Source organism: Aestuariivirga sp. (assembly GCF_047602625.1).
Taxonomy (GTDB): domain Bacteria; phylum Pseudomonadota; class Alphaproteobacteria; order Rhizobiales; family Aestuariivirgaceae; genus Aestuariivirga.
Window position 1 is genome coordinate 540126 of the sequence record NZ_JASGGV010000001.1, and the last position, 19195, is coordinate 559320.

The window sequence follows — 19195 nt, forward strand, 5'->3', positions numbered from 1 at the left end:
ATGCCCAATCAGGCCAGACAGCAGACGTGGTCATCTGATTCTTACGATGCACACGCGCGTTTCGTCTCCGACCTCGCGGGCGGCGTCATGGAATGGCTGCAACCCAAAAAAGGCGAGCGTATTCTCGATCTCGGTTGCGGCGATGGCGTGCTGACCGAAAAGCTGGTCGCCACCGGGGCCGTGGTCACGGGCGTTGACACCTCGGAAGATTTCCTGCGCGCCGCGCGGGCACGGGGCCTAAATGTCTGGAACATCGACGGGCAGGCGCTGACCTTCACATCTTCCTTCGAGGCGGTGTTCTCCAATGCGGCGCTGCACTGGATGACGGATGCGGAAGCGGTCGTCGATGGCGTCTGGCGCGCTCTGGTTCCGGGTGGGCGCTTCGTGGCGGAATTCGGCGGCCATGGCAATGTGGCGGCCATCGTCACCGCCATGAAGGCGGTGGCCCGCATGCGGCGTATCGGCGATACGCAATCGCATCCGTGGTTTTTCCCGACACCCGCCATCTATCAGCGCATGCTGGAAGCCAAAGGCTTCGAGGTGAAGCGCATCGGGCTGTTTCCAAGGCCCACAATCCTGCCCACCGGCATGTCAGAATGGCTCAGGGTGTTCCGCGAGCCGTTCTTCTCGCAGTTTGGCAAGAAGGCAGGCGCTGCGCTGGAGGACACGGTTGAACTGCTGAGGCCCTCGCTCTGCGACAATGACGGCAACTGGACGGCGGATTATGTGCGCCTGCGCGTGGAAGCCGTGAAGCCATGAGGCTGCGCGTAAGCCTTGCCGCCCTGCTGGCCTTGACGGGTGCTGCCCATGCCGACCGCGTGGCCAATCCCATCGCGGTGTTCAACGGCCTCGACAAGATCACCGGCGTCACCACCACCTTCGAGATCGCGGTGGGCGACCAGAAGAAATTCGGCGGCCTTATCGTCAAGCCGGATGTGTGCTACACGCGGCCCGTCACCGAGCAACCCAAGACCACCTCTTTCGTGGAAGTGGACGAGCTTGAAACCGATAGCAGCCGCAAGCGCATTTTCAGCGGCTGGATGTTCGCCGAAAGCCCCGGCCTCAATGCCGTGCAGCATCCGATTTACGATGTGTGGCTGACAGGCTGCCGCGATCCCAACGCACCGCCGCCCGTCGTTGAGACGACGCCCGACACGGGCACCGGCACGGACCAGCCCGACGATCAACCCGACGACTGACGGCGCATCGCCAGCCCAAGCACCTGCTCGGGATCATCGTCGCCCTTGAAGGCGAAGAAATCCGCTTCCGCCTCGAGCGCCGGTTCCAGCAGCGTGTGATAGTCAGCCTTGGGCACGGCGCGCGCCCCCAAAGTCTGCAAATGCGGGTTCACGAATTGCGCATCGAGCAGTCTGAAACCGCCGGCATTCAACCGCGCGACCAGATGCACCAGCGCCACCTTGCTGGCATCGGTGACGCGCGAGAACATGCTTTCGCCGAAGAACACCGCACCAATGCGCACGCCGTAAAGGCCGCCCACCAGCTTTTCGTCCTGCCAGCATTCGATGCTGTGGCAGGCGCCGATTCGGTGAAGCTGCGTGTAAAGGCTCTTGATGCGGCTGTTGATCCACGTCGTCTTGCGGTCCGCCACCTTGGCGGCGCATTCGGCGATCACCGCCGGGAAGGCGGTATCGATCCGTACACTGAACAGCTTGTGGCGCACCGCCTTGCGCAGCGAGCGCGAGACGATCAGCCCGTCGAGCGGAATGATGCCGCGCTCTTCCGGCTCAACCCAATAGAGCGCATTGTCCTCAGCGTTTTCCGCCATGGGAAAAATCCCGGCGGCATAAGCGCGGAGAAGAATTTGCGGCGTGATGGTGCTGCTCATCAGGCATTCCGGGCGAGGAAGTGCTCCAGCCAGTGAATATCGTAATGGCCGTCGATGATGTCTGGCTCGGCCAGCAATTGCTGGAATAGCGGGATCGTCGTCTCAACACCGCTCACCACGAATTCCCCGAGCGCCCGCTTCAGCCGCATCATGCATTCGGTGCGCGTCTTGCCTGATACGATCAGCTTGCCGATCAGGCTGTCGTAATAGGGCGGGATGCGGTAGCCGGCATAAAGCGCCGAATCGACGCGCGTGCCGAGGCCGCCCGGGAAATGCACGCCGTCCACGCGGCCGGGCGAGGGCGCGAAGGTCGTCGGATTTTCCGCATTGATGCGGCACTCGATGGCGTGGCCCGAGAGCGTGATGTCGCTCTGCGCATAGGGAAGTTCCGCACCCGAGGCGACGCGGATTTGCTCCTGCACCAGGTCGAGCCCGGTGATCGCTTCCGTCACCGGATGCTCCACCTGCAGGCGGGTGTTCATCTCGATGAAATAGAACTCGCCATTCTCGTAGAGGAATTCGATGGTGCCCACGCCTTCATAGGCAAGCTCGCGCATGGCGGCAGCCACGCGGTTGCCGATGATGTCGCGCTGCTCGGCGTTGAGCGCAGGTGAGAGCGCTTCCTCCCACACCTTCTGGTGACGGCGTTGCAGCGAGCAGTCACGCTCGCCCAGATGAACGGCGTTGCCCTTGCCGTCGCCCAGCACCTGGATTTCGATGTGGCGCGGCTTCTCCAGATATTTTTCCAGATAGACGTCGCCATTGCCGAAGGCGGCCTTGGCTTCGGTCTGCGCCGTGGCAATTGCCACTTCGAGCTCGGCCTCATTGCGCGCCACCTTCATGCCACGCCCGCCGCCGCCCGCCGTGGCCTTGATGATGACGGGATAGCCGATGTCCCTGGCGATGCGCCGCGCTTCGCCCAGTTCCGACACGCCGCCGTCAGAGCCCGGTACTACCGGAATCCCCAGCGCCTTGGCGGTCAGCTTGGCGGTGATCTTGTCGCCCATGATGCGGATATGCTCGGCCGAGGGGCCGATGAACTTCAGCCCATGCTCGGTGAGGATTTCGGCAAAGCGCGCATTCTCGGACAGGAAACCATAACCAGGATGAACGGCTTCCGCCCCGGTGATCTCGCAGGCCGAGACGATGGCGGGAATGTTGAGATAGCTGTCGCGCGCCGGGGGCGGGCCGATGCACACGCTTTCATCCGCGAGGCGCACATGCATGGCCTCGGCATCGGCGGTGGAATGGACAGCCACCGTCTGGATGCCGAGTTCGCGGCAGGCGCGGAGCACCCGGAGCGCGATCTCGCCGCGATTGGCAATAAGGATTTTATCGAACATGGCCTACTCGATGACCACGAGCGGCTCGCCATATTCAACCGGCGTGCCGTTCTCGACGAAAATCTGCGTCACCTTTCCGGCGCGGGGGGCGGCGATCTGGTTCATCGTCTTCATGGCTTCGATGATGAGCAGCGTCTGGCCTGCCTTCACCTCGGCGCCCACTTCGACGAAGGGCGGATTGCCGGGGGCAGACGCCATGTAGACCGTGCCCACCATCGGCGACTTCACCGTGCCGGGATGATCGCCCACGGGTGCCGCAGGCGTGGCCGCGGCAGCGGCCACAGGCGCCGGCGCATGATGCACGGGTGCTGGCGCGTGAACAGCCGCAGCCACCGTTACGGCGCGTGAGACGCGAAGCCTCGTTCCCTTGCGGTCAAGCTCGATGTCGGAAAGCCCCGTCTCGTTCAGAATCCCGGCCAGTGCGCGGATGAGATCAAGATCACTGTCGGCGGGCGTTGAAACCGGCGGGCGGGCAGGTGCTTTCTTCTTGGCGGGCATTTTTGCTTAACCCTTGTTTGTTGCTGCGATGATGGTGGCAAGCGCCTCGATGGCAAGTTCATAGCCATGGCCGCCGAAGCCGCAGATCGAACCGGTGGCGACGGGGGCCACGAAGCTCTGATGGCGGAAGGCCTCGCGCTTGTAGATGTTGGAGAGATGCACTTCGATCACCGGCAGGCCGCAGGCCCGCAGCGCATCGTGAATGGCAACGGAGGTGTGGGTGTAGGCACCCGCATTAAGAATGATGCCGGAAGCCTTGCCCGCCGCCTGCTGGATCCACGTCACCAGTTCGCCTTCCATGTTGGACTGGCGGAAATCGATGGTGAGGCCCAGCGCTTTGGCGCGCGCCGTCGACCGCGCTTCGATGTCCTTCAGCGTTTCCGCGCCATAGATGCCGGGTTCGCGCGTGCCCAGCATGTTGAGGTTGGGACCGTTGAGGATCAGAAGTGTCGGCATCAACTCAGGCGCGCTCCAGCGGGAAATTTCCCGCTTATAGGGTGAGATTGACGGGCAGGGAAGCGGCGCGGGCGGCCATCAACAGGCGGTGCAGCCGCCAGACGCCCGCACATCCTTGATGGTGGCGGCCAGATCGTCCTTCGGCAGATAGCCGGGGATCACCTTGCGGTCGATGATGAAGGCGGGCGTGCCGTTGATTGCCAGCGCCTGCGCCAGCTTCTGGTTTTCGGTGATGACGGCGGCGATCTTGGGGTCTTCCATGTCGGCATGCAGCTTCTTCATGTCGAGACCCTGCGCTTCCGCAATCTGGTCCACGACCGCCTTGGTCACCTTGCCCTGGTGCCCCAGCATGGCGAGGTGGAAGGGCCAGTATTTGTTCTGCCGGCCCGAGGCCAGCGCGGCGCGCGCGGCATATTCCGAAGTCATCACCGAAAATCGGGAATTCCTTCATCACCAGCCGCAGGTTCTTGTCTTCATCGACCAGGCTCAGCACTTCCGGCAGGCCCTTTTTGCACCAGCCGCAATTATAGTCGAAGAATTCCACCATGGTCACGTCGCCCTTGGGATTGCCCGCCACAAGGTCGTTCTTCGAGTGGAAAATCTCCTTGGCGTTGGAGCTCACAACGCCGTCGCGCTTCTTGTCGTCGGCATCCTGCTGGCGCTTGTCCAGTTCCTTGCTCACCTCGATCAGCACTTCCGGATTCTGGAGCAGATATTCGCGCACGATCTTGCCGATCTCTTCCTTCTGATCGGGCGAAAAGCTGTCGGCATGGGCAGCCACGGGCAGCAGCAGGGTGGAGGAGAGCAGGGCGGCGCGTAAAAGTCTGGTCATCGGAAACCTCTTTGTGTTCGATCCGGGTTGTGCAGCAGTTTCTGGCCCGCGTCCATCTCAGTTGCGGTCCAGTGCGTTCAAAATGTCGTTGGCCTGCACCCATTCGGGCGAGCCCGTCTTGAGGCGGCTCTGGGCGGATTTGGCCTTGGCGATGGCGAGCTTCTTGTCGCCCAGCAGGCTTGCCATGCGCGCCGTCGCCAGTTCGGCGCGGCCAACATCGCCGATATTGCCGTAGGCGATCGCCATGAACTTGAAGACTTCCGGCGTCTGGCCTTCGGTTTTCTGCGCCAGCCGCAGCATGCGCAGCGCCTCCTGCGATTCCGCCTGATCGCCGGTGCCGATCAGCGCCTGCGCCAGCAGGATTTGCAGCAGGCCATTGGGCAGCATCTTCACCGCGCGCTCAAGCGGCTCCACCGCGCCCGCCGGATCGCCGCCTTCCAGAATGGCCTGGCCCTTCAGTTCCCAGAAATAGGGGCTTTGCGGCAGGTCACGGATCAGCGTGTCGATCACCGCCACCGCATTCTTCGTGTCGCCCTGCCGGAACATCGCAATGGCGCGCGCGTAGCGGGCGGGCAGTGAATCATTGGCGGACGGATAGCGCTGGAACACCACGTTCGCCGGTTCGATGAAGCCGACAAGTTTCGCCTGCATGAGTTCGTGCCGCAGAACGAGGGCGGGAGGATCGACGGCATTGTAATAGGGCGAGGCCTTGGCCGCCGTTTCGAGATTGCGGATTCGCTCAAGCGGCATGGGATGGGAAAGCACGTAAGGGTCCACATCCCGGATCTGCGCAATCAATTCCCGCGACAGTTTTGTAAACAGCTCCAGCATGCCCTTGGCCGACTGGTGCGTCTCGTTCAGGAATTTCAGCGCCGCCTGGTCGGCAGAGGATTCCATCGAACGCGCATAGGTGAGGAAACTGCGCTGCGCGAGGCTTTGCGAACCGATCATGATGCCGGTGCCGGCACGGCCCGCGTCGGGATTTTTAGACAGGGCGCCGCCCGCCATGGCGGCCACGCCCAGGAGCATGCCGATGATGGCGGTGGCGCTCGCCTGATCGGCCTCGTTGCCCATGCGCGCCAGATGGCCCCCAGCGATATGGCCGGTTTCGTGGGCGAGAACGCCGATCACCTGGTTGGGCGTATTGGCCTGCATCAGGAGGCCGGTGTTGATGAAAATGCGCTGCCCGCCCGCCACGAAGGCGTTGATGTGATCGTCCTGGATAATATAGACGCGGGCCGAACCGGGATTGATGCCCGCCGCCTTGAAGATGGGCTTGGTGTAAAGCCTGAGCAGCCCTTCGATCTCGGCATCCCTGATGATCGGCAGGCTGTCGCCGCCCGCCTGCTGCGCGCGCGCCGGAAGCGTGGCGTTGGCAAGCAATGCAAACGCTGAAATGATCGCCACGATCGGGCGCGCAAGACGGTCGATCAGCGCGGGCATAACCGCCTCAATCAGCCGTGATTGAGGCGGGTTTGAGGCTCATCGGCCCGTCACTTCTTGCTCCACCAGCCGGCCTTGCGCTCGGTGGCAGCGGCAGGCTGGATGGTCGGCTGCGGCGGCTGCCAGCGGCGGGGTTCGGGCTCAGCGGGAGGCGCAGCCGAAACCACCGCCAGTTCGGGAACATGAACCGGCGCGGGCGGCGGCACATAGGCAGGCGCTTCGTCGCGCGGCTGTTCACTGTCGCTTGATGTGTCGGCGGCCGGGCGCTCCTCACGGGGCCCGCGATTGCGGTCGCGGTTGCGGCCCCAGCGGTCGCGGCGGCCCCGGCGTTCGCGCCGTTCGCCGTTTTCAGATGCCTCTTCTCGCGGTGCTGCGTCAGCGGCTGGCGTTTCGCCATCCTCTGCGCCATTACCAACGGCCATGACATCGGGCTGTTCGCCCAGTCCCGGCACGTCGGACTGCTGATCGCGCTGCGGGCGCTCGTCATCCCGGTCGCGGCCATTGCGGCCGCCCCGGCGTCCGCGCCTGCGGCGGCGGCGTCCGCCATCGCGGCGCTCGCCATCCTCGGACGAGGCCTCGGCGCGATCGCCCTTTTCATCCTCGTCATCAGAGTCGATGGTGGAGACATCGCCTTCGCCAGTTTCCTCGGGCACTTCCTCGGCCACCGGCTCTTCCGTATCCTCGTCTTCCTCCTCCTTGAAGGCGGAGTCGATGCGGACGGGTGCGGCCACCACGCGGCGCGGCGGAATATTGCGTTCGCCAGCCCGCTCGATTACTGCCTGCGAACCCTTCACATCATCGGAAGGCGTGAGGAAGATCGAGATGCCATATTGCGTTTCGATGGAGAGAAGATTGTCGCGCTTCTCGTTGAGGATATAGAAGGCGACTTCCTTGTTGCACTTGACCGTGAGGTTCTCGGCCTTGCGGGCGATCAGATGTTCCTCGATGGCCCTCAGCACGGAGAGGCCGCAGGAGGAAATCGACCGCACGATGCCACGGCCCTCGCAATGCGGGCAGGTGCGCGAGGAACCTTCGAGAAGGCCGGGGCGCAGCCGCTGCCTGGACATTTCCATGAGGCCGAAATGGCTGATGCGGCCCACCTGGATGCGCGCCCGGTCGTTCTTCAGCGCTTCCTTGAGGCGGCGCTCCACCGAGCGGTTGTTGCGCTTCTCCTCCATGTCGATGAAGTCGATGACGATCAGCCCGGCCAAGTCGCGCAGGCGAAGCTGGCGGGCCACCTCGTCGGCGGCTTCCAGATTGGTGCGGAGTGCCGTGTCCTCGATATTGTGTTCGCGCGTCGACTTGCCGGAGTTGATGTCGACCGCCACCAGCGCTTCCGTCTGGTTGATCACCATGTAACCGCCCGAGGGCAGGGTGACGGTGGGCGAATAAAGGCCGTCGAGCTGGCTTTCCACCTGCTGGCGCGAGAACAGCGGGCGCGTGTCCTTGTAGAGCTTCACGTTCTTGGCGTGGCTCGGCATCAGCATCTTCATGAAGTCCTTGGCTTCACGATAGGCTGGCTCGCCTTCCACCTGCACCTCTTCCACGTCACGCGTGTAGAGATCGCGGATGGCCCGCTTGATGAGGCTGCCTTCCTCATAGACGAGCGCCGGGGCGGTGGAGTTGAGGGTGAGATCGCGCACGCTCTCCCACAGGCGGATCAGATAGTCATAGTCACGCTTGATCTCGGGCTTGGTGCGCTGCGCGCCCGCCGTACGGACGATGAGGCCCATGCCTTGCGGAATTTCAATGTCGCGCGCCACTTCCTTAAGACGACGGCGGTCGCCCGCGTCGGTGATCTTGCGCGAAATGCCGCCGCCCCGGGCGGTGTTCGGCATCAGCACGCAATAGCGCCCGGCGAGCGAAAGATAGGTGGTGAGTGCCGCGCCCTTGTTGCCGCGCTCTTCCTTGACGACCTGCACGAGGATCACCTGGCGGCGCTTGATGACTTCCTGAATCTTGTACTGACGCCTGGGTGTGCGCCGCGGCCGTTGCGGCACTTCTTCCAGCGCATCCTCGGCGCCGATCGATTCAACCTTCTGGCTTTCCGGGTCCTCTTCGACAAACTCAACACCATTGCCATGCGCAGCGGGCACGCCCACGTCATTGGCGGGTGCCGCCACATGATCCTCGTGATCGTGGTCATGCTCGCCGTTGCCGGAGTCTTCGGTTTCGTGATCGTCGTCGTCCTGTGAGTCAGCCGGCGCATCCTCGCTCAGGCTGGGTTCAGGCGCGGCGTCGAGCGCCTCGGCGGGTGCGGCCTCAGCTTCAACCGGATGATCCTCGCTCCCGGCCGGGGTTTCGGCCCTGCGGCGCGGCTCATGATGATGGTCGTCATCATCATGTTCGGCATCCTCGGCTTCCTGCTCGGCGATCAGCGCCTGCCGGTCGGCCAGCGGAATCTGGTAATAGTCGGGATGGATTTCCGAGAAGGCGAGGAAGCCGTGGCGGTTGCCGCCATATTCCACGAAGGCCGCCTGGAGCGACGGCTCCACGCGCGTCACCTTGGCAAGATAGATATTGCCCTTCAGCTGGCGGCGCGCGGCGCTTTCAAAATCGAATTCTTCGATGCGGTTTCCACGGACGACAACGACGCGGGTTTCTTCCGCGTGGGTGGCGTCAATGAGCATTTTGCTGCCCATGTCATTTTCCTGGCGCGTCGTGGCGGCACGGCTGCTCCCGTCTCCGGTCCGGTTACGGTCTCTGGAGAGAGTCTGCGGGCCATTCTGCGCGAAAGGGGCACTCCACCATGGGCGACGGCTGTCCGGGCCGGATCGTTCCGGTCTCCGCGACGCGCACTCGCTGCCATGTGGGTCATGCCCAGGATTTTCCCAATGTCCGGGCCTTGCGAGGCCTGAACGGTTCAACTCTTGTACGGCGGGCCTTCCCGCCTTCGATACGGCATCCCGTCCGGAGACACCGCTTCCTGCCGCCATCGAGGGGGCTACACTCTGGTAGCCGGACCCCGCCCGTAGCGAAAATCGACGCCCGCGCCCACGCTTCAACCAAAAAGGCGGCATGCGGGAGACCCTGCCTTAATAGGTGCAGGACGTGGCTTTTGCAAGCGTGTTGACCCAAGGTTGTGGAAACGAACGATTAACCACGGCGGTCCTAACGTCCTTCCTCAGGTTCTGGTCGGGAAAGGGTCTTGGCGCGCCATGGGGCTGTGCGAATCGCCGCGCGGGATGACATGGGCAGATCGCATTCTGCTCCTGATGGCGCTTGCCTTGGCGGTCCTCTTTGCCGCAGCGGCACCCCGCGAGGCCTCCGCCGCCGATGCCACCGCCACTGCGGCCCGTGTTGGGGGTGACGCGCACCGCACCCGCTTCGTGGCCGATCTCGACAAATCCGTGGGCTTCACCGCCTACACGCTGCCCGATCCCTATCGCGTCATCATCGATATGCCCGATGTCAGCTTCACCCTGCCGTCTGGTTCTGGGGCGAAGGGGCGGGGGCTGGTGACGGCCTATCGCTTCGGCCAGGTGGATGATGGCCATTCGCGCATCGTCATGGACACCAAAGGCCCGGTGCGGATCGAAAAATCTTTCGTCGTCGATCCGCAGGCCGGCCAGCCGGCGAGGATCGTGGTGGACCTGTTGCCCACCACCGAAGCGGCATTTCTGAAAAGCTATAAAAAAGACCAGCACTCCCAGACGGTGACGCCGCAGCCCGAACAGCAGGCGGCCAGCGTGCCGGACGATGAGCCTGTCGAAATCCCCGCCGCGAAGGCCGAAGCAGCGCCGCAGCCCAAGGACGGCAAGAAGGTGATCGTGCTTGATCCCGGCCACGGCGGCATTGATCCCGGCGCCATCGGCGTCACCAAACTCCGCGAAAAGGATGTGGTGCTGGCCTACGCGCAGGTGCTGAAAGATACGCTCGAAAAGACCGGCCATTACACCGTCGTGATGACGCGCTCGGACGACACCTTCATCCGCCTAGAGGATCGCGTGCAGATCGCCCGCGACAATCACGCCGACCTGCTGATCGCCCTTCACGCCGATCTGGTGCGCGGCGCCAGCACGCGGGGCGCCACCATTTACACGCTCTCCGCCAAGGCTTCCGACGCAGAGGCGGAAGCTCTGGCACAGAAGGAAAACCGCGCCGACATCATCGGCGGCATGGACCTCGCTACCGAGAACAAGGACGTGACCGACATCCTGATCGATCTGGCGCAGCGGGAATCAAAGGCCCACGCGCTGCTCTTCGCCAAGCGCGCCTTTGGCGAAATGCGGGGCGTCACCAGCTTCACCGGCAAGCCCACGCGCTCGGCCGGATTCGTGGTGCTGAAAGCGCCCGACGTTCCTTCGGTTCTGGTCGAACTCGGCTATCTCTCAAGCAAGCAGGACAGCGCACTCCTCACCAGCGACGCCTGGCGGCGGAGCGTCGCCGCCGCCATGACCCGCGCCGTCGACAACTACTTCGCCACCGAAGTGGCGCAGCGGACGAATTGATAGCATGCCAAATGCTGGCCCGGCGCTTTCGGAATATCTGGAGGCCCGGCAACATCTCTGGAATGTCTATTTCCGCCCCAAGGTTCATGACCTGCGAAATGTGATATTAGACGATTTCGAGCAAATCGATTTTCTGTTGTTCAAGTCAATCGTGTGCAGCGAGCTCGGGATTCTGCTGCCAGACAAATTTGTTCTGGGTCAGGATTGTGTTCCAGACATCAAGGTTATGCCCAAAAGCGCCGTTGATGAAACGCTGGTGATGACAGAAAAAGATTTTAACAACGGAACGCAAACCTGGAATGCGCCCGCTGTTGTTGCCGTGCGTGGATTGAAGCTGAACTTCATCGATTTCTTCCAGTGGGATCATTACGGCGTTTTGTCGATGGCGCATGTCCTGTGCCGGACAAGTCCTTCTTCACAACATCAGATAGCGCCAAACTCGCTGATCGTTGTGGAGAAGAAGGATTTTGATTTCCTAGTTTGATTATTGGCCTGGTTCATTTCGGCGGCGGCCCGTCGGTCGCGTCAACGATGCGGCAGGGGTGCATGCGCAGCGGCTCCGTATAGGGATTTCGCGCCATGTTGCTGGCGCAATAGAAGAGGGCATAGTTCCGCGCCTCCTCCAGATCGGACTGCTGCCAGACATAGGAGTGCGTGCTGCCGTTTTGCGCCCAGGCCTTGGGCCCCGCCACCTGCATATATTGCTTGTAGTCGTTGGAAAGCGTGTCGAACTGCTGGTCGGAGAGATTGAAATTTTCGAGCAGCGGCATAGGCTCACGCTTCAGCAGCGCGGTCACGGCATCGCCAGCACCCGCCCACCATGGCCCCACGATGCCCGTCTTCCCGGCAACCGAGAGCCCGAGCGAGGGGGTAGGGCCGATCACACCCTTGCAGGCATTGCTGAACCCATCGGCGGATTGCGCGGCAGGCACCAGCGGATCTTTTGATCCCGCGATGGTGAGAAAGGGGACGCCATCCGGAACGTCATGGGTGATGGTGGTGCCGAAGCCGCAGGCCGTCGCCGTCGAGATCACCGCCTCGACGGGCATTCCCACCGCCTGCGCCACCCAGCCGCCCTGGCTCATGCCATGCAGGATAATTGGCTCGCCGGGAAAGCGGGCCTGAAGCGACATGATCGTGCGCCGCGTCTGCGCCATCTGCTGTTTGATGATTGTGGTCTGGTCCTCCACGCGGTTGCCGACGGCGCCGCACAGTTCCGGCGGCCTTGGCTCTGCGAAATTATCCGGCAGATACACGCGATATCCCAGCGCATTGTAGAAATCGGCCCAGGCGACGCTCGGCGCATCGGGCGACTGAACGCGATTGCAACTGGCGATGAGGATGACGCTGCCCCTGGCCTTGCCTTCCGGCATCCAGGCGAATCCCTTGTCCAGCGGCAGGTCAGGCCCGGCGGCAATGGCATCCAGTGAAATGCCGATGGTTTCCAGCGGCATTTTGGGAACACCGTCGACATCCAGAAGCGTGCAGCCTTCCGTGATGTCGGGGTAGGCCTTCTTCAGCCCGTCATTGCAGTTCTTGAGAGCGGTCTCTGCTGCTTCCTCGGGTGTCTTGAGCCCCCAGTTTGTCTGCCAATAGTAGTTGGGACCGACCGCCATCGCCTTGTGCATGATGACTTTCGGATATCCATGCCGGTAGAAGAACTCGGCGAACACATCGGCCTTGAAACTCTCCGCCAGGGCAGCGTGGCCGGAGAAGATGGAAGCGATAGCGAGGAATATGATCACCAGTGCGCGCATGATCCCCATGCTGCCGTGTTGCAGGGCTTTCGTCCAGTCTGGTGCGAAAACAACCCGCCCCGCCTTGGCCACATTCAAAGCCTAGCGAAAAGGCTTCCAACCGGGGGCATATATGCTATCTGCCACGCCGGATTTGATCGAGGCAGGGTGAACGCCGTCTGATGTTAAGGTTTCTGGGCTGGCTTTTTGGCGTCTGCTTCATGCTGTTCTGCGCCGCGGCAGTCGGCGTTGCCTATGTCATCTGGGACGTTTCGAAAGACCTGCCCGACTACAAGCAGCTCGCCCAGTATGAACCGCCTGTCATGACGCGCATCCATGCGTCGGACGGTTCGCTTCTGGCCGAATATGCCGAGCAGCGCCGCCTGTTCGTGCCTGTCACGCAGATGCCGCCGCGGGTGATTCAGGCCTTCATCTCGGCTGAGGACAAGACCTTCTTCGAGCACGGCGGGCTTGACTGGCGCGGCATCGCGGCGGCGGCCATCCGTTATGTGCAGGTGAAAATCTCCGGCCACGGAACGATTGTCGGCGCCTCCACCATCACCCAGCAGGTGGCCAAGAACTTTTTGCTCACCAATGAGCGTACCGTCACCCGCAAGTTGAAGGAAGCGCTGCTGGTACAGCGAATCGAACAGACCTTCAGCAAGAACCAGATTCTCGAACTCTACCTCAACGAGATTTTCCTCGGCCTCAATTCCTATGGCGTCGCCGCCGCCTCGCTCAACTATTTCGGTAAGTCGCTGAACGACCTGTCGCTGGAGGAGGCGGCCTATCTCGCCGCCCTTCCCAAGGCCCCCAACAACTATAATCCCTTCCGTGACCATGCCCGCGCGGTGGAGCGCCGCAACTGGGTGCTCGGGCAGATGTATGACAACGGCTACATCACCGAACAGGAGATGAAGGACGCGCAGGCCAAGCCTCTGGTCGTCACGCCCCGTCCGTTCGGCGCGCAGCTCTTCGCCGCCGAATCCTTTGCCGAGGAAGTGCGCCGCGAACTTGTGGGCATATATGGCAAGGACAAGCTGGATACCGGCGGCCTTTCGGTGCGCACCACGCTTGATCCAAAGCTGCAGATCTATGCCCGTCAGGCCCTGGCGCGCGGCCTCATCGCCTTCGACAGGAAGCGCGGCTATCGCGGCCCCATCACAAGCGTTGACGTGACAGGCGATTGGGGTGCTGCCATTGCCGACCGCAAGGTGCCGGCCGATCTAGCGCCCTGGCGTCTCGCGGTGGTGCTGTCCGTCACCGATGATCAGGCGGTCATCGGCCTTCAGCCGAAGCGCGACCAGACCGGAAAACTTCCGGACGAGCGCGAGCAGGGCGTCATTCCGCTGGCGCTGATGCAATGGGCCAGGTCTTACGTCGATGGCACGGCGCTGGGTCCTGAGATCAAGAGTGCCGCCAAGGTGGTGAAGCCGGGTGATGTCGTCTACGTCGCGCCCAGCAAGGATGACGGCAAATATCATCTCGTCCAGATGCCCGAGGTTGAAGGCGCGCTGGTCGCGATGGATCCGCACACTGGCCGCGTGCTGTCGCTGGTCGGCGGCTTCTCCTATGGCGCAAGCCAGTTCAACCGCGCGGTGCAGGCGATGCGCCAGCCCGGCTCCTCCTTCAAGCCCATCGTCTATGCGGCCGCACTTGATAATGGCTACACGCCCTCATCGGTGGTGCTCGATGCGCCCATCGAGTTCAAGATGACAGATGGGCAGATGTGGAAGCCCAAGAATTACGAGAACAAATATTTCGGCCCCGCCACGCTCCGGCGCGGCATCGAACAGTCGCGTAACGTGATGACGGTGCGCCTCGCCAGCGAACTGGGCATGGTGAAGATCGCCGACCTCGCGCAGCGTTTGGGCGTCTATGACAAGCTGCCGCTGCAGCTCGCCATGGCGCTGGGCGCTGGCGAAACCACGCTGCTCAAGATGGTCACCGCCTATTCGATGATCGACAATGGCGGCAAGAAGATCGAGCCGACCTTGATCGACCGCGTGCAGGACCGCTTCGGCAAGACCATCTTTGTGCACGACAAGCGCGACTGCACGGCCTGCAACGAAGATCACTACACACCCGGCATGCCCGAGCCCGAGCTTCTGGATAACCGCGACCAGGTGATGAACCCCTATACCGCCTACCAGATCACTTCGATGATGGAAGGCGTCGTGCAGCGCGGCACCGGCAAAAAACTTTTGGCCGTCGGCAAGCCGGTGGCGGGCAAGACCGGCACCTCCAATGATGAAAAGGATGCCTGGTTCATCGGCTTCACGCCCGATCTCACGGTGGGCGTCTATGTGGGCTACGACAATCCCAAGCCCATGGGCCGCCACCGCACGGGCGGTGAACTGGCCGCCCCCATCGTCGCCGATTTCATGAAGCTGGCGCTGCGCGACAAGCCGGCCACGCCTTTCCGCGTGCCGCGCGCCATCGAGCTTGTTCCCATTGACGTCAAAACCGGCAAGCGCGCCATCTTCGGCACGCCCGGCACCATTCTCGAAGCTTTCAAACCTGGCGATGAGCCGCCCGATTCGACCACGGTGATCGGCGGCGATGTGGCCAATGCCAATGCGCAGCCGGGGCAGGGCGTTGTTCTGGTTCCTGCCCAGCAGGATGGCGGTGCGGGAGTCCAGCAGGATGTTCCCGTGCAGCAGGCGCCCGCCACGACCGGCGGAGGCCAGTTGACGGGCGGCAGCGGCGGCCTCTATTGAGCGCCATCACGGTTTTGAGAGTTAGCTGAATCATGCGCGCTGAAATTTCCACGCTGGTGGAAGAAATGAAGCAGTCCATCGGACTGCTGAGGAGGCATCTTTGACTGGGATGCCGCACAGAGACGCCTCGCCGAACTGAACGCCAAGGCCGAAGACCCTTCCATCTGGGGCGATCCGCAGAAGGCGCAGGAGATCATGCGCAAGCGCAATGATCTCGACGGCCGCATCAAGACGGTGCTCAGGCTGGAACAAACCATTGCCGACAACACCGAGCTGATCGAAATGGGCGAGGCCGATGGCGATCAGGGTATCGTCACCGAGGCCGAGAAGGCGCTCGAGGCGCTACACAAGGATGTGGGCGAGGCCGAGCTTGAAACGCTGCTCTCCGGCGAAGCCGACGCCAATGACAGCTTCCTGCAGATCAATGCCGGGGCCGGCGGCACCGAAAGCCAGGACTGGGCCTCCATGCTGCTCCGCATGTACACGCGCTGGGCCAACCAGTCGGGTTTCAATGTTGAGGTGCTGGACGATCATCCCGGCGAAGAGGCGGGCATCAAGTCCGCAACGCTGCAGATCAAGGGCCATAACGCCTATGGCAAGCTCAAAACCGAATCGGGCGTGCACCGCCTGGTGCGCATCTCGCCCTATGATTCAAACGCCCGCCGCCACACCTCCTTCGCGTCGGTCTGGGCCTATCCGGTGGTGGATGACACCATCAACATCGAGGTGAACGAGAGCGACTGCAAGATCGACACCTACCGCGCCTCGGGCGCCGGCGGCCAGCATATCAACAAGACCGATTCCGCCGTGCGTATCACGCATATCCCGACGGGCATCATCGTTGCCTGCCAGTCCGAGCGTTCGCAGCACAAGAACCGCGCCACCGCGTGGAAGATGCTGAAGGCGCGCCTTTATGAGATGGAACTGCAGAAGCAGCAGGAAAAGATCGACGCCGCCAACGCCAAGAAGACCGACATCGGTTGGGGCCACCAGATCAGGTCTTATGTGCTCCAGCCCTATCAGCTCGTGAAGGACCTGCGCACCGGCCACACCAGCACCAGCCCGTCTGGCGTGCTGGATGGCGGCCTCGATGATTTCATCCAGGCCTCGCTCTCCCACCGCATCAAGGGCGGAGACGAGGTGGTGGAGGATATTGATTAGGGTCGGTTTCGGTTTTCTTGTGTGATAAGTGAGCCCGGCTCTTGGCTGCGAGGGGCATTGATCTTCCGATGACCAGAAAGCCCGCCGCCGCAATCAACACAATACCTGCAATTGTAAGAGTGTCCGGGGGATCTGAAAAAATCACCATGCTCCAGAACGCCGCGAAGATGAGATAGCTATAGTCAAAGGTTGCGATGACTGAAGAGGGGGCTGACTGATACGCTTTCGCCAGCCCTATGCTGATGACGAGCATGAGTGAGGCGAGCAGCGAAACGATTCCCCACTCGCGCGGCCCCATGGCAATCCATTCGCCAAGGAGGAAAGGGGATGCCGCAGAAATTGGCTGGAAGACCGCAATCGCGGTCGTTGCCAGCAGGCCAACGGCAAGAAGCGAAAAGTTCAGGGCCATGGCCAGCGCAATGGGAGCTTCCGCGCGGCATTTGGAACGCGTGATGATGGCCGCGAGCGCGTAAAAGAAAGCGGCGGCAACAGGCACCAGGGCAAAAGCCGTAAATCCTTCGGATGCAGGCCGGAGAATGACAAGAACGCCAGCGAAACCTACGGCTATGCCAGCCCATCTTCGTGGACCGACCGGCTCATTGAGGAGCAGGGCGGAGAGAAGCGTGATGAACAGCGGAGCCGTATAAAGCGAGGCCGCGATGACGGGGAGGCTGAGAACAGGCACGGTCCCATAGATTGCGATGTACATGCCCGTGAGCAGCAATCCGCGTAGAAAAGACCAGGCACTGGGGTGTACGGCTTCTGACCGGCTTTTGAAGATGAGAAACGCCGTAAGTGCCGCGATCACCATCAGGGATCGCACGACGAAGAGTTGCCAGAGCGGTATTGTCGAACTGACATATTTGATCATCGCATCGGCAAACGACATCGCAAACACGGCGCAGACGATAAACGCCACGCCCAGCGGGATATTTTCCTGAGATTTGTGCGTTTTCTCGCTCATCCCTGTTTCTCCGAGTGAACAGGCAAAAGCGTTGGCGCAAATCAGTTGAAAAGTACACTCACTAGTCGGTATACATAGGGATGGCCAAAGACTCGAAAGACACGCGGCAGAGGTTGATCGCTGCGGCAGACAAGCTCTTTTACAGTGAAGGCATCCGGGCGGTTGGGGTCGATGCCGTGGCGCTTGCGGCGAGTGTTACCAAGCGGACGCTTTACTATCACTTCCCGAGCAAGGAGGATTTGATCGCCGCCTATCTCGATGAGCGGGATCAGAAAACGCTGGGCAGCTATCAGAGTGTGGTCTCAGACCCGGACGCTTCCGCCGCCCGGCAAATTCGCGGGATTTTTGAACGCCTGGAGCAAAACGCACAAAACCCGGATTGGAGGGGGTGCAGCTTCGTCAGGGCGGCGGGCGAATTCGCGGCTTTGCCGGGCCACCCGGCGCGCGTCATCGCCTCACGGCACAAGAAACGTTTTGAAGACTGGCTGGTTCAACTGCTACTGGCGGAAGGAGTTGCGGATGCCGGATCGCTCGCAAGACAGATCATGGTTCTGTTTGATGGTGCCGTAACTCAAATCCTCATCCACCGCGATCCCGGATATGCCGGTTCAGCAGCACAGGCAGCGCTTTTGCTGCTGAAATCGCATGGCATCGAAGATGTTGCGCCGCGCAGCGCCTGACAATCTCTTGATCATCATCCAAACATTGCTAGTCTTTCGAAAACGCCGGAGTGCCTGCCATGCTGAATCTCGATCCCGCCCTCTATGTCGATCCCGCCGTGCTGCCGCGTGAGCGGGATACGATCTTCACCCGCACCTGGCAGTTGCTGGGGCCGGTGTCTCAGGTGAAGGATCGCGGGCAATATGTCGCCGCCGATCTGGCGGGGGCCAAGGTCTTCGTGGTGCGGGGCCGCGACGGGCAGTTGCGGGGCTTCCGCAATGTCTGCCGCCACCGCGGCGCCAAGCTGCTGGAGGAGGGCACAGGCCGTTGCGCCACCATCCGATGCCCCTATCATCAATGGGTGTTTGACGACACCGGCCGCCTCGTCACCGCGCCGTGGTTTGGCGATGATCCCGATTTCAACCCGGCGGACTGGCCGCTGGAGCCCATCCATGTGGCGGAATGGCGGGGCCTTCTCTTTGCGGCGATTTCGCCCGAGACCGACCTCACCACCCAGCTTGGCGAATTGATCGCCGAACTCGCCGATGAACCCATCGAAACCTATCAGGCGGCCGCGACCGACCGCGTGGTCTTCGACGCCAACTGGAAGGTCTATACCGACAATTTCGTCGAGGGCTACCACATCCCCGGCGTGCATCACGCCTTCTTCGCGGCGATCGAATTCGAGCAGTTCAAGACCACCGCCCACAAGGGCTTCATCCGCATGACGGCGCCGCCGCGCGACGGGCTGTTCTATCGCGGCAAATGGCTGTGGATGTGGCCGAACTGGACGCTCTCGCTGTTCGAGGGCGGCATGAACACCTCGCGCATCAATCCGCTGGCCTTTGACCGCACCGAGCAGATCTATCATTTCTATTTCGCCGATACGAGCGAGGCCACGGCCTCGAAGCGCGCCAGCACCATCGCCGGAAACCTCGCCGTGGTGCGCGAGGACTATGAAGTGTGCGTCGCCACCCACAAGAACTATATGTCCGGCGGCTATTCCTCCGGCCCCCTGTCGCCCCGCCACGAACAGGGCGTGCATTATTTCCAGAACAAGGTGAAGGAAGCGCTGGCGGTCTAGG

17 protein-coding genes and 1 pseudogene are annotated in these 19195 nt (G+C 62.2%); 8 read left to right on the forward strand and 10 right to left on the reverse strand.

Annotation, left to right across the window (positions count from 1 at the left end):
• Nucleotides 1-759 carry a class I SAM-dependent methyltransferase gene (locus QM694_RS02780; RefSeq protein WP_415005423.1) on the forward strand — a complete coding sequence of 253 codons (759 nt, stop codon included), beginning with the start codon at nt 1-3 and terminating at the stop codon, nt 757-759.
• On the forward strand, nt 756-1199 hold the full coding sequence (locus tag QM694_RS02785) for a DUF2155 domain-containing protein (protein ID WP_415005424.1): 444 nt from the start codon (nt 756-758) through the stop codon (nt 1197-1199). Before QM694_RS02780 ends, QM694_RS02785 begins: the two co-directional genes overlap by 4 nt.
• Here QM694_RS02785 and aat read toward each other — a convergent pair.
• The 8 genes and pseudogenes from aat to QM694_RS02825 form a co-directional block, all read right to left on the reverse strand.
• The gene (gene aat / locus QM694_RS02790; RefSeq protein WP_415005425.1) at nt 1184-1846 is read right to left on the reverse strand and encodes a leucyl/phenylalanyl-tRNA--protein transferase; all 663 of its coding nucleotides are present in this window, start codon (nt 1844-1846) and stop codon (nt 1184-1186) included. The genes QM694_RS02785 and aat overlap by 16 nt on opposite strands.
• Nucleotides 1846-3189 carry an acetyl-CoA carboxylase biotin carboxylase subunit gene (gene accC, locus QM694_RS02795; RefSeq protein ID WP_415005426.1) on the reverse strand — a complete coding sequence of 448 codons (1344 nt, stop codon included), beginning with the start codon at nt 3187-3189 and terminating at the stop codon, nt 1846-1848. Before accC ends, aat begins: the two co-directional genes overlap by 1 nt.
• Before the next feature lie 3 nt (nt 3190-3192).
• Nucleotides 3193-3687, reverse strand: coding sequence for an acetyl-CoA carboxylase biotin carboxyl carrier protein (gene accB / locus QM694_RS02800; RefSeq protein WP_415005427.1), 495 nt, complete (start codon nt 3685-3687; stop codon nt 3193-3195).
• A gap of 6 nt (nt 3688-3693) precedes the next feature.
• Entirely contained in the window at nt 3694-4143 is a 450-nt protein-coding gene (gene aroQ / locus QM694_RS02805) for a type II 3-dehydroquinate dehydratase (RefSeq protein ID WP_415005428.1), read from the reverse strand.
• A gap of 78 nt (nt 4144-4221) precedes the next feature.
• Nucleotides 4222-4569, reverse strand: a complete 348-nt coding sequence (locus QM694_RS02810) for a DsbA family protein (protein ID WP_415005757.1) — start codon at nt 4567-4569, stop codon at nt 4222-4224.
• Between the two features lie 55 nt (nt 4570-4624).
• A pseudogene (locus QM694_RS02815) lies at nt 4625-4975 on the reverse strand (DsbA family protein); the annotation flags it as partial.
• A gap of 57 nt (nt 4976-5032) precedes the next feature.
• Nucleotides 5033-6418: a M48 family metalloprotease gene (locus QM694_RS02820; RefSeq protein ID WP_415005429.1), complete on the reverse strand. Its 1386-nt coding sequence runs from the start codon at nt 6416-6418 to the stop codon at nt 5033-5035.
• 50 nt (nt 6419-6468) lie between these two features.
• Nucleotides 6469-9060: an Rne/Rng family ribonuclease gene (locus QM694_RS02825; protein WP_415005430.1), complete on the reverse strand. Its 2592-nt coding sequence runs from the start codon at nt 9058-9060 to the stop codon at nt 6469-6471.
• Between the two features lie 543 nt (nt 9061-9603).
• Here QM694_RS02825 and QM694_RS02830 point away from each other — a divergent pair.
• Together QM694_RS02830 and QM694_RS02835 are read left to right on the forward strand one after the other, a co-directional pair.
• Nucleotides 9604-10869 carry an N-acetylmuramoyl-L-alanine amidase gene (locus QM694_RS02830; RefSeq protein WP_415005431.1) on the forward strand — a complete coding sequence of 422 codons (1266 nt, stop codon included), beginning with the start codon at nt 9604-9606 and terminating at the stop codon, nt 10867-10869.
• A 4-nt stretch (nt 10870-10873) separates the two neighbouring features.
• The gene (locus QM694_RS02835) at nt 10874-11353 is read left to right on the forward strand and encodes a hypothetical protein (RefSeq protein ID WP_415005432.1); all 480 of its coding nucleotides are present in this window, start codon (nt 10874-10876) and stop codon (nt 11351-11353) included.
• Between the two features lie 13 nt (nt 11354-11366).
• On the opposite strand, the gene QM694_RS02840 is transcribed toward QM694_RS02835, so the two are convergent.
• Entirely contained in the window at nt 11367-12626 is a 1260-nt protein-coding gene (locus tag QM694_RS02840; protein ID WP_415005433.1) for an alpha/beta hydrolase, read from the reverse strand.
• A gap of 161 nt (nt 12627-12787) precedes the next feature.
• On the opposite strand from QM694_RS02840, the gene QM694_RS02845 reads away from it, so the two are divergent.
• Nucleotides 12788-15325: a penicillin-binding protein 1A gene (locus tag QM694_RS02845; protein WP_415005434.1), complete on the forward strand. Its 2538-nt coding sequence runs from the start codon at nt 12788-12790 to the stop codon at nt 15323-15325.
• Nucleotides 15326-15357: 32 nt separating this feature from the next.
• A protein-coding gene (gene prfB / locus QM694_RS02850; protein WP_415005435.1) for a peptide chain release factor 2 occupies nt 15358-16486 on the forward strand; the annotation gives its coding sequence in 2 pieces (ribosomal slippage) (nt 15358-15426 and nt 15428-16486; 1128 coding nt in all).
• On the opposite strand, the gene QM694_RS02855 is transcribed toward prfB, so the two are convergent.
• Nucleotides 16449-17450 carry a DMT family transporter gene (locus QM694_RS02855; RefSeq protein WP_415005436.1) on the reverse strand — a complete coding sequence of 334 codons (1002 nt, stop codon included), beginning with the start codon at nt 17448-17450 and terminating at the stop codon, nt 16449-16451. The two genes, prfB and QM694_RS02855, sit on opposite strands and share 38 nt — an antisense overlap.
• A gap of 80 nt (nt 17451-17530) precedes the next feature.
• On the opposite strand from QM694_RS02855, the gene QM694_RS02860 reads away from it, so the two are divergent.
• Together QM694_RS02860 and QM694_RS02865 are read left to right on the forward strand one after the other, a co-directional pair.
• Nucleotides 17531-18130, forward strand: a complete 600-nt coding sequence (locus QM694_RS02860; RefSeq protein ID WP_415005437.1) for a TetR/AcrR family transcriptional regulator — start codon at nt 17531-17533, stop codon at nt 18128-18130.
• 59 nt (nt 18131-18189) lie between these two features.
• The gene (locus tag QM694_RS02865; protein WP_415005438.1) at nt 18190-19194 is read left to right on the forward strand and encodes an aromatic ring-hydroxylating oxygenase subunit alpha; all 1005 of its coding nucleotides are present in this window, start codon (nt 18190-18192) and stop codon (nt 19192-19194) included.
• Nucleotide 19195: the final 1 nt, after the last annotated feature.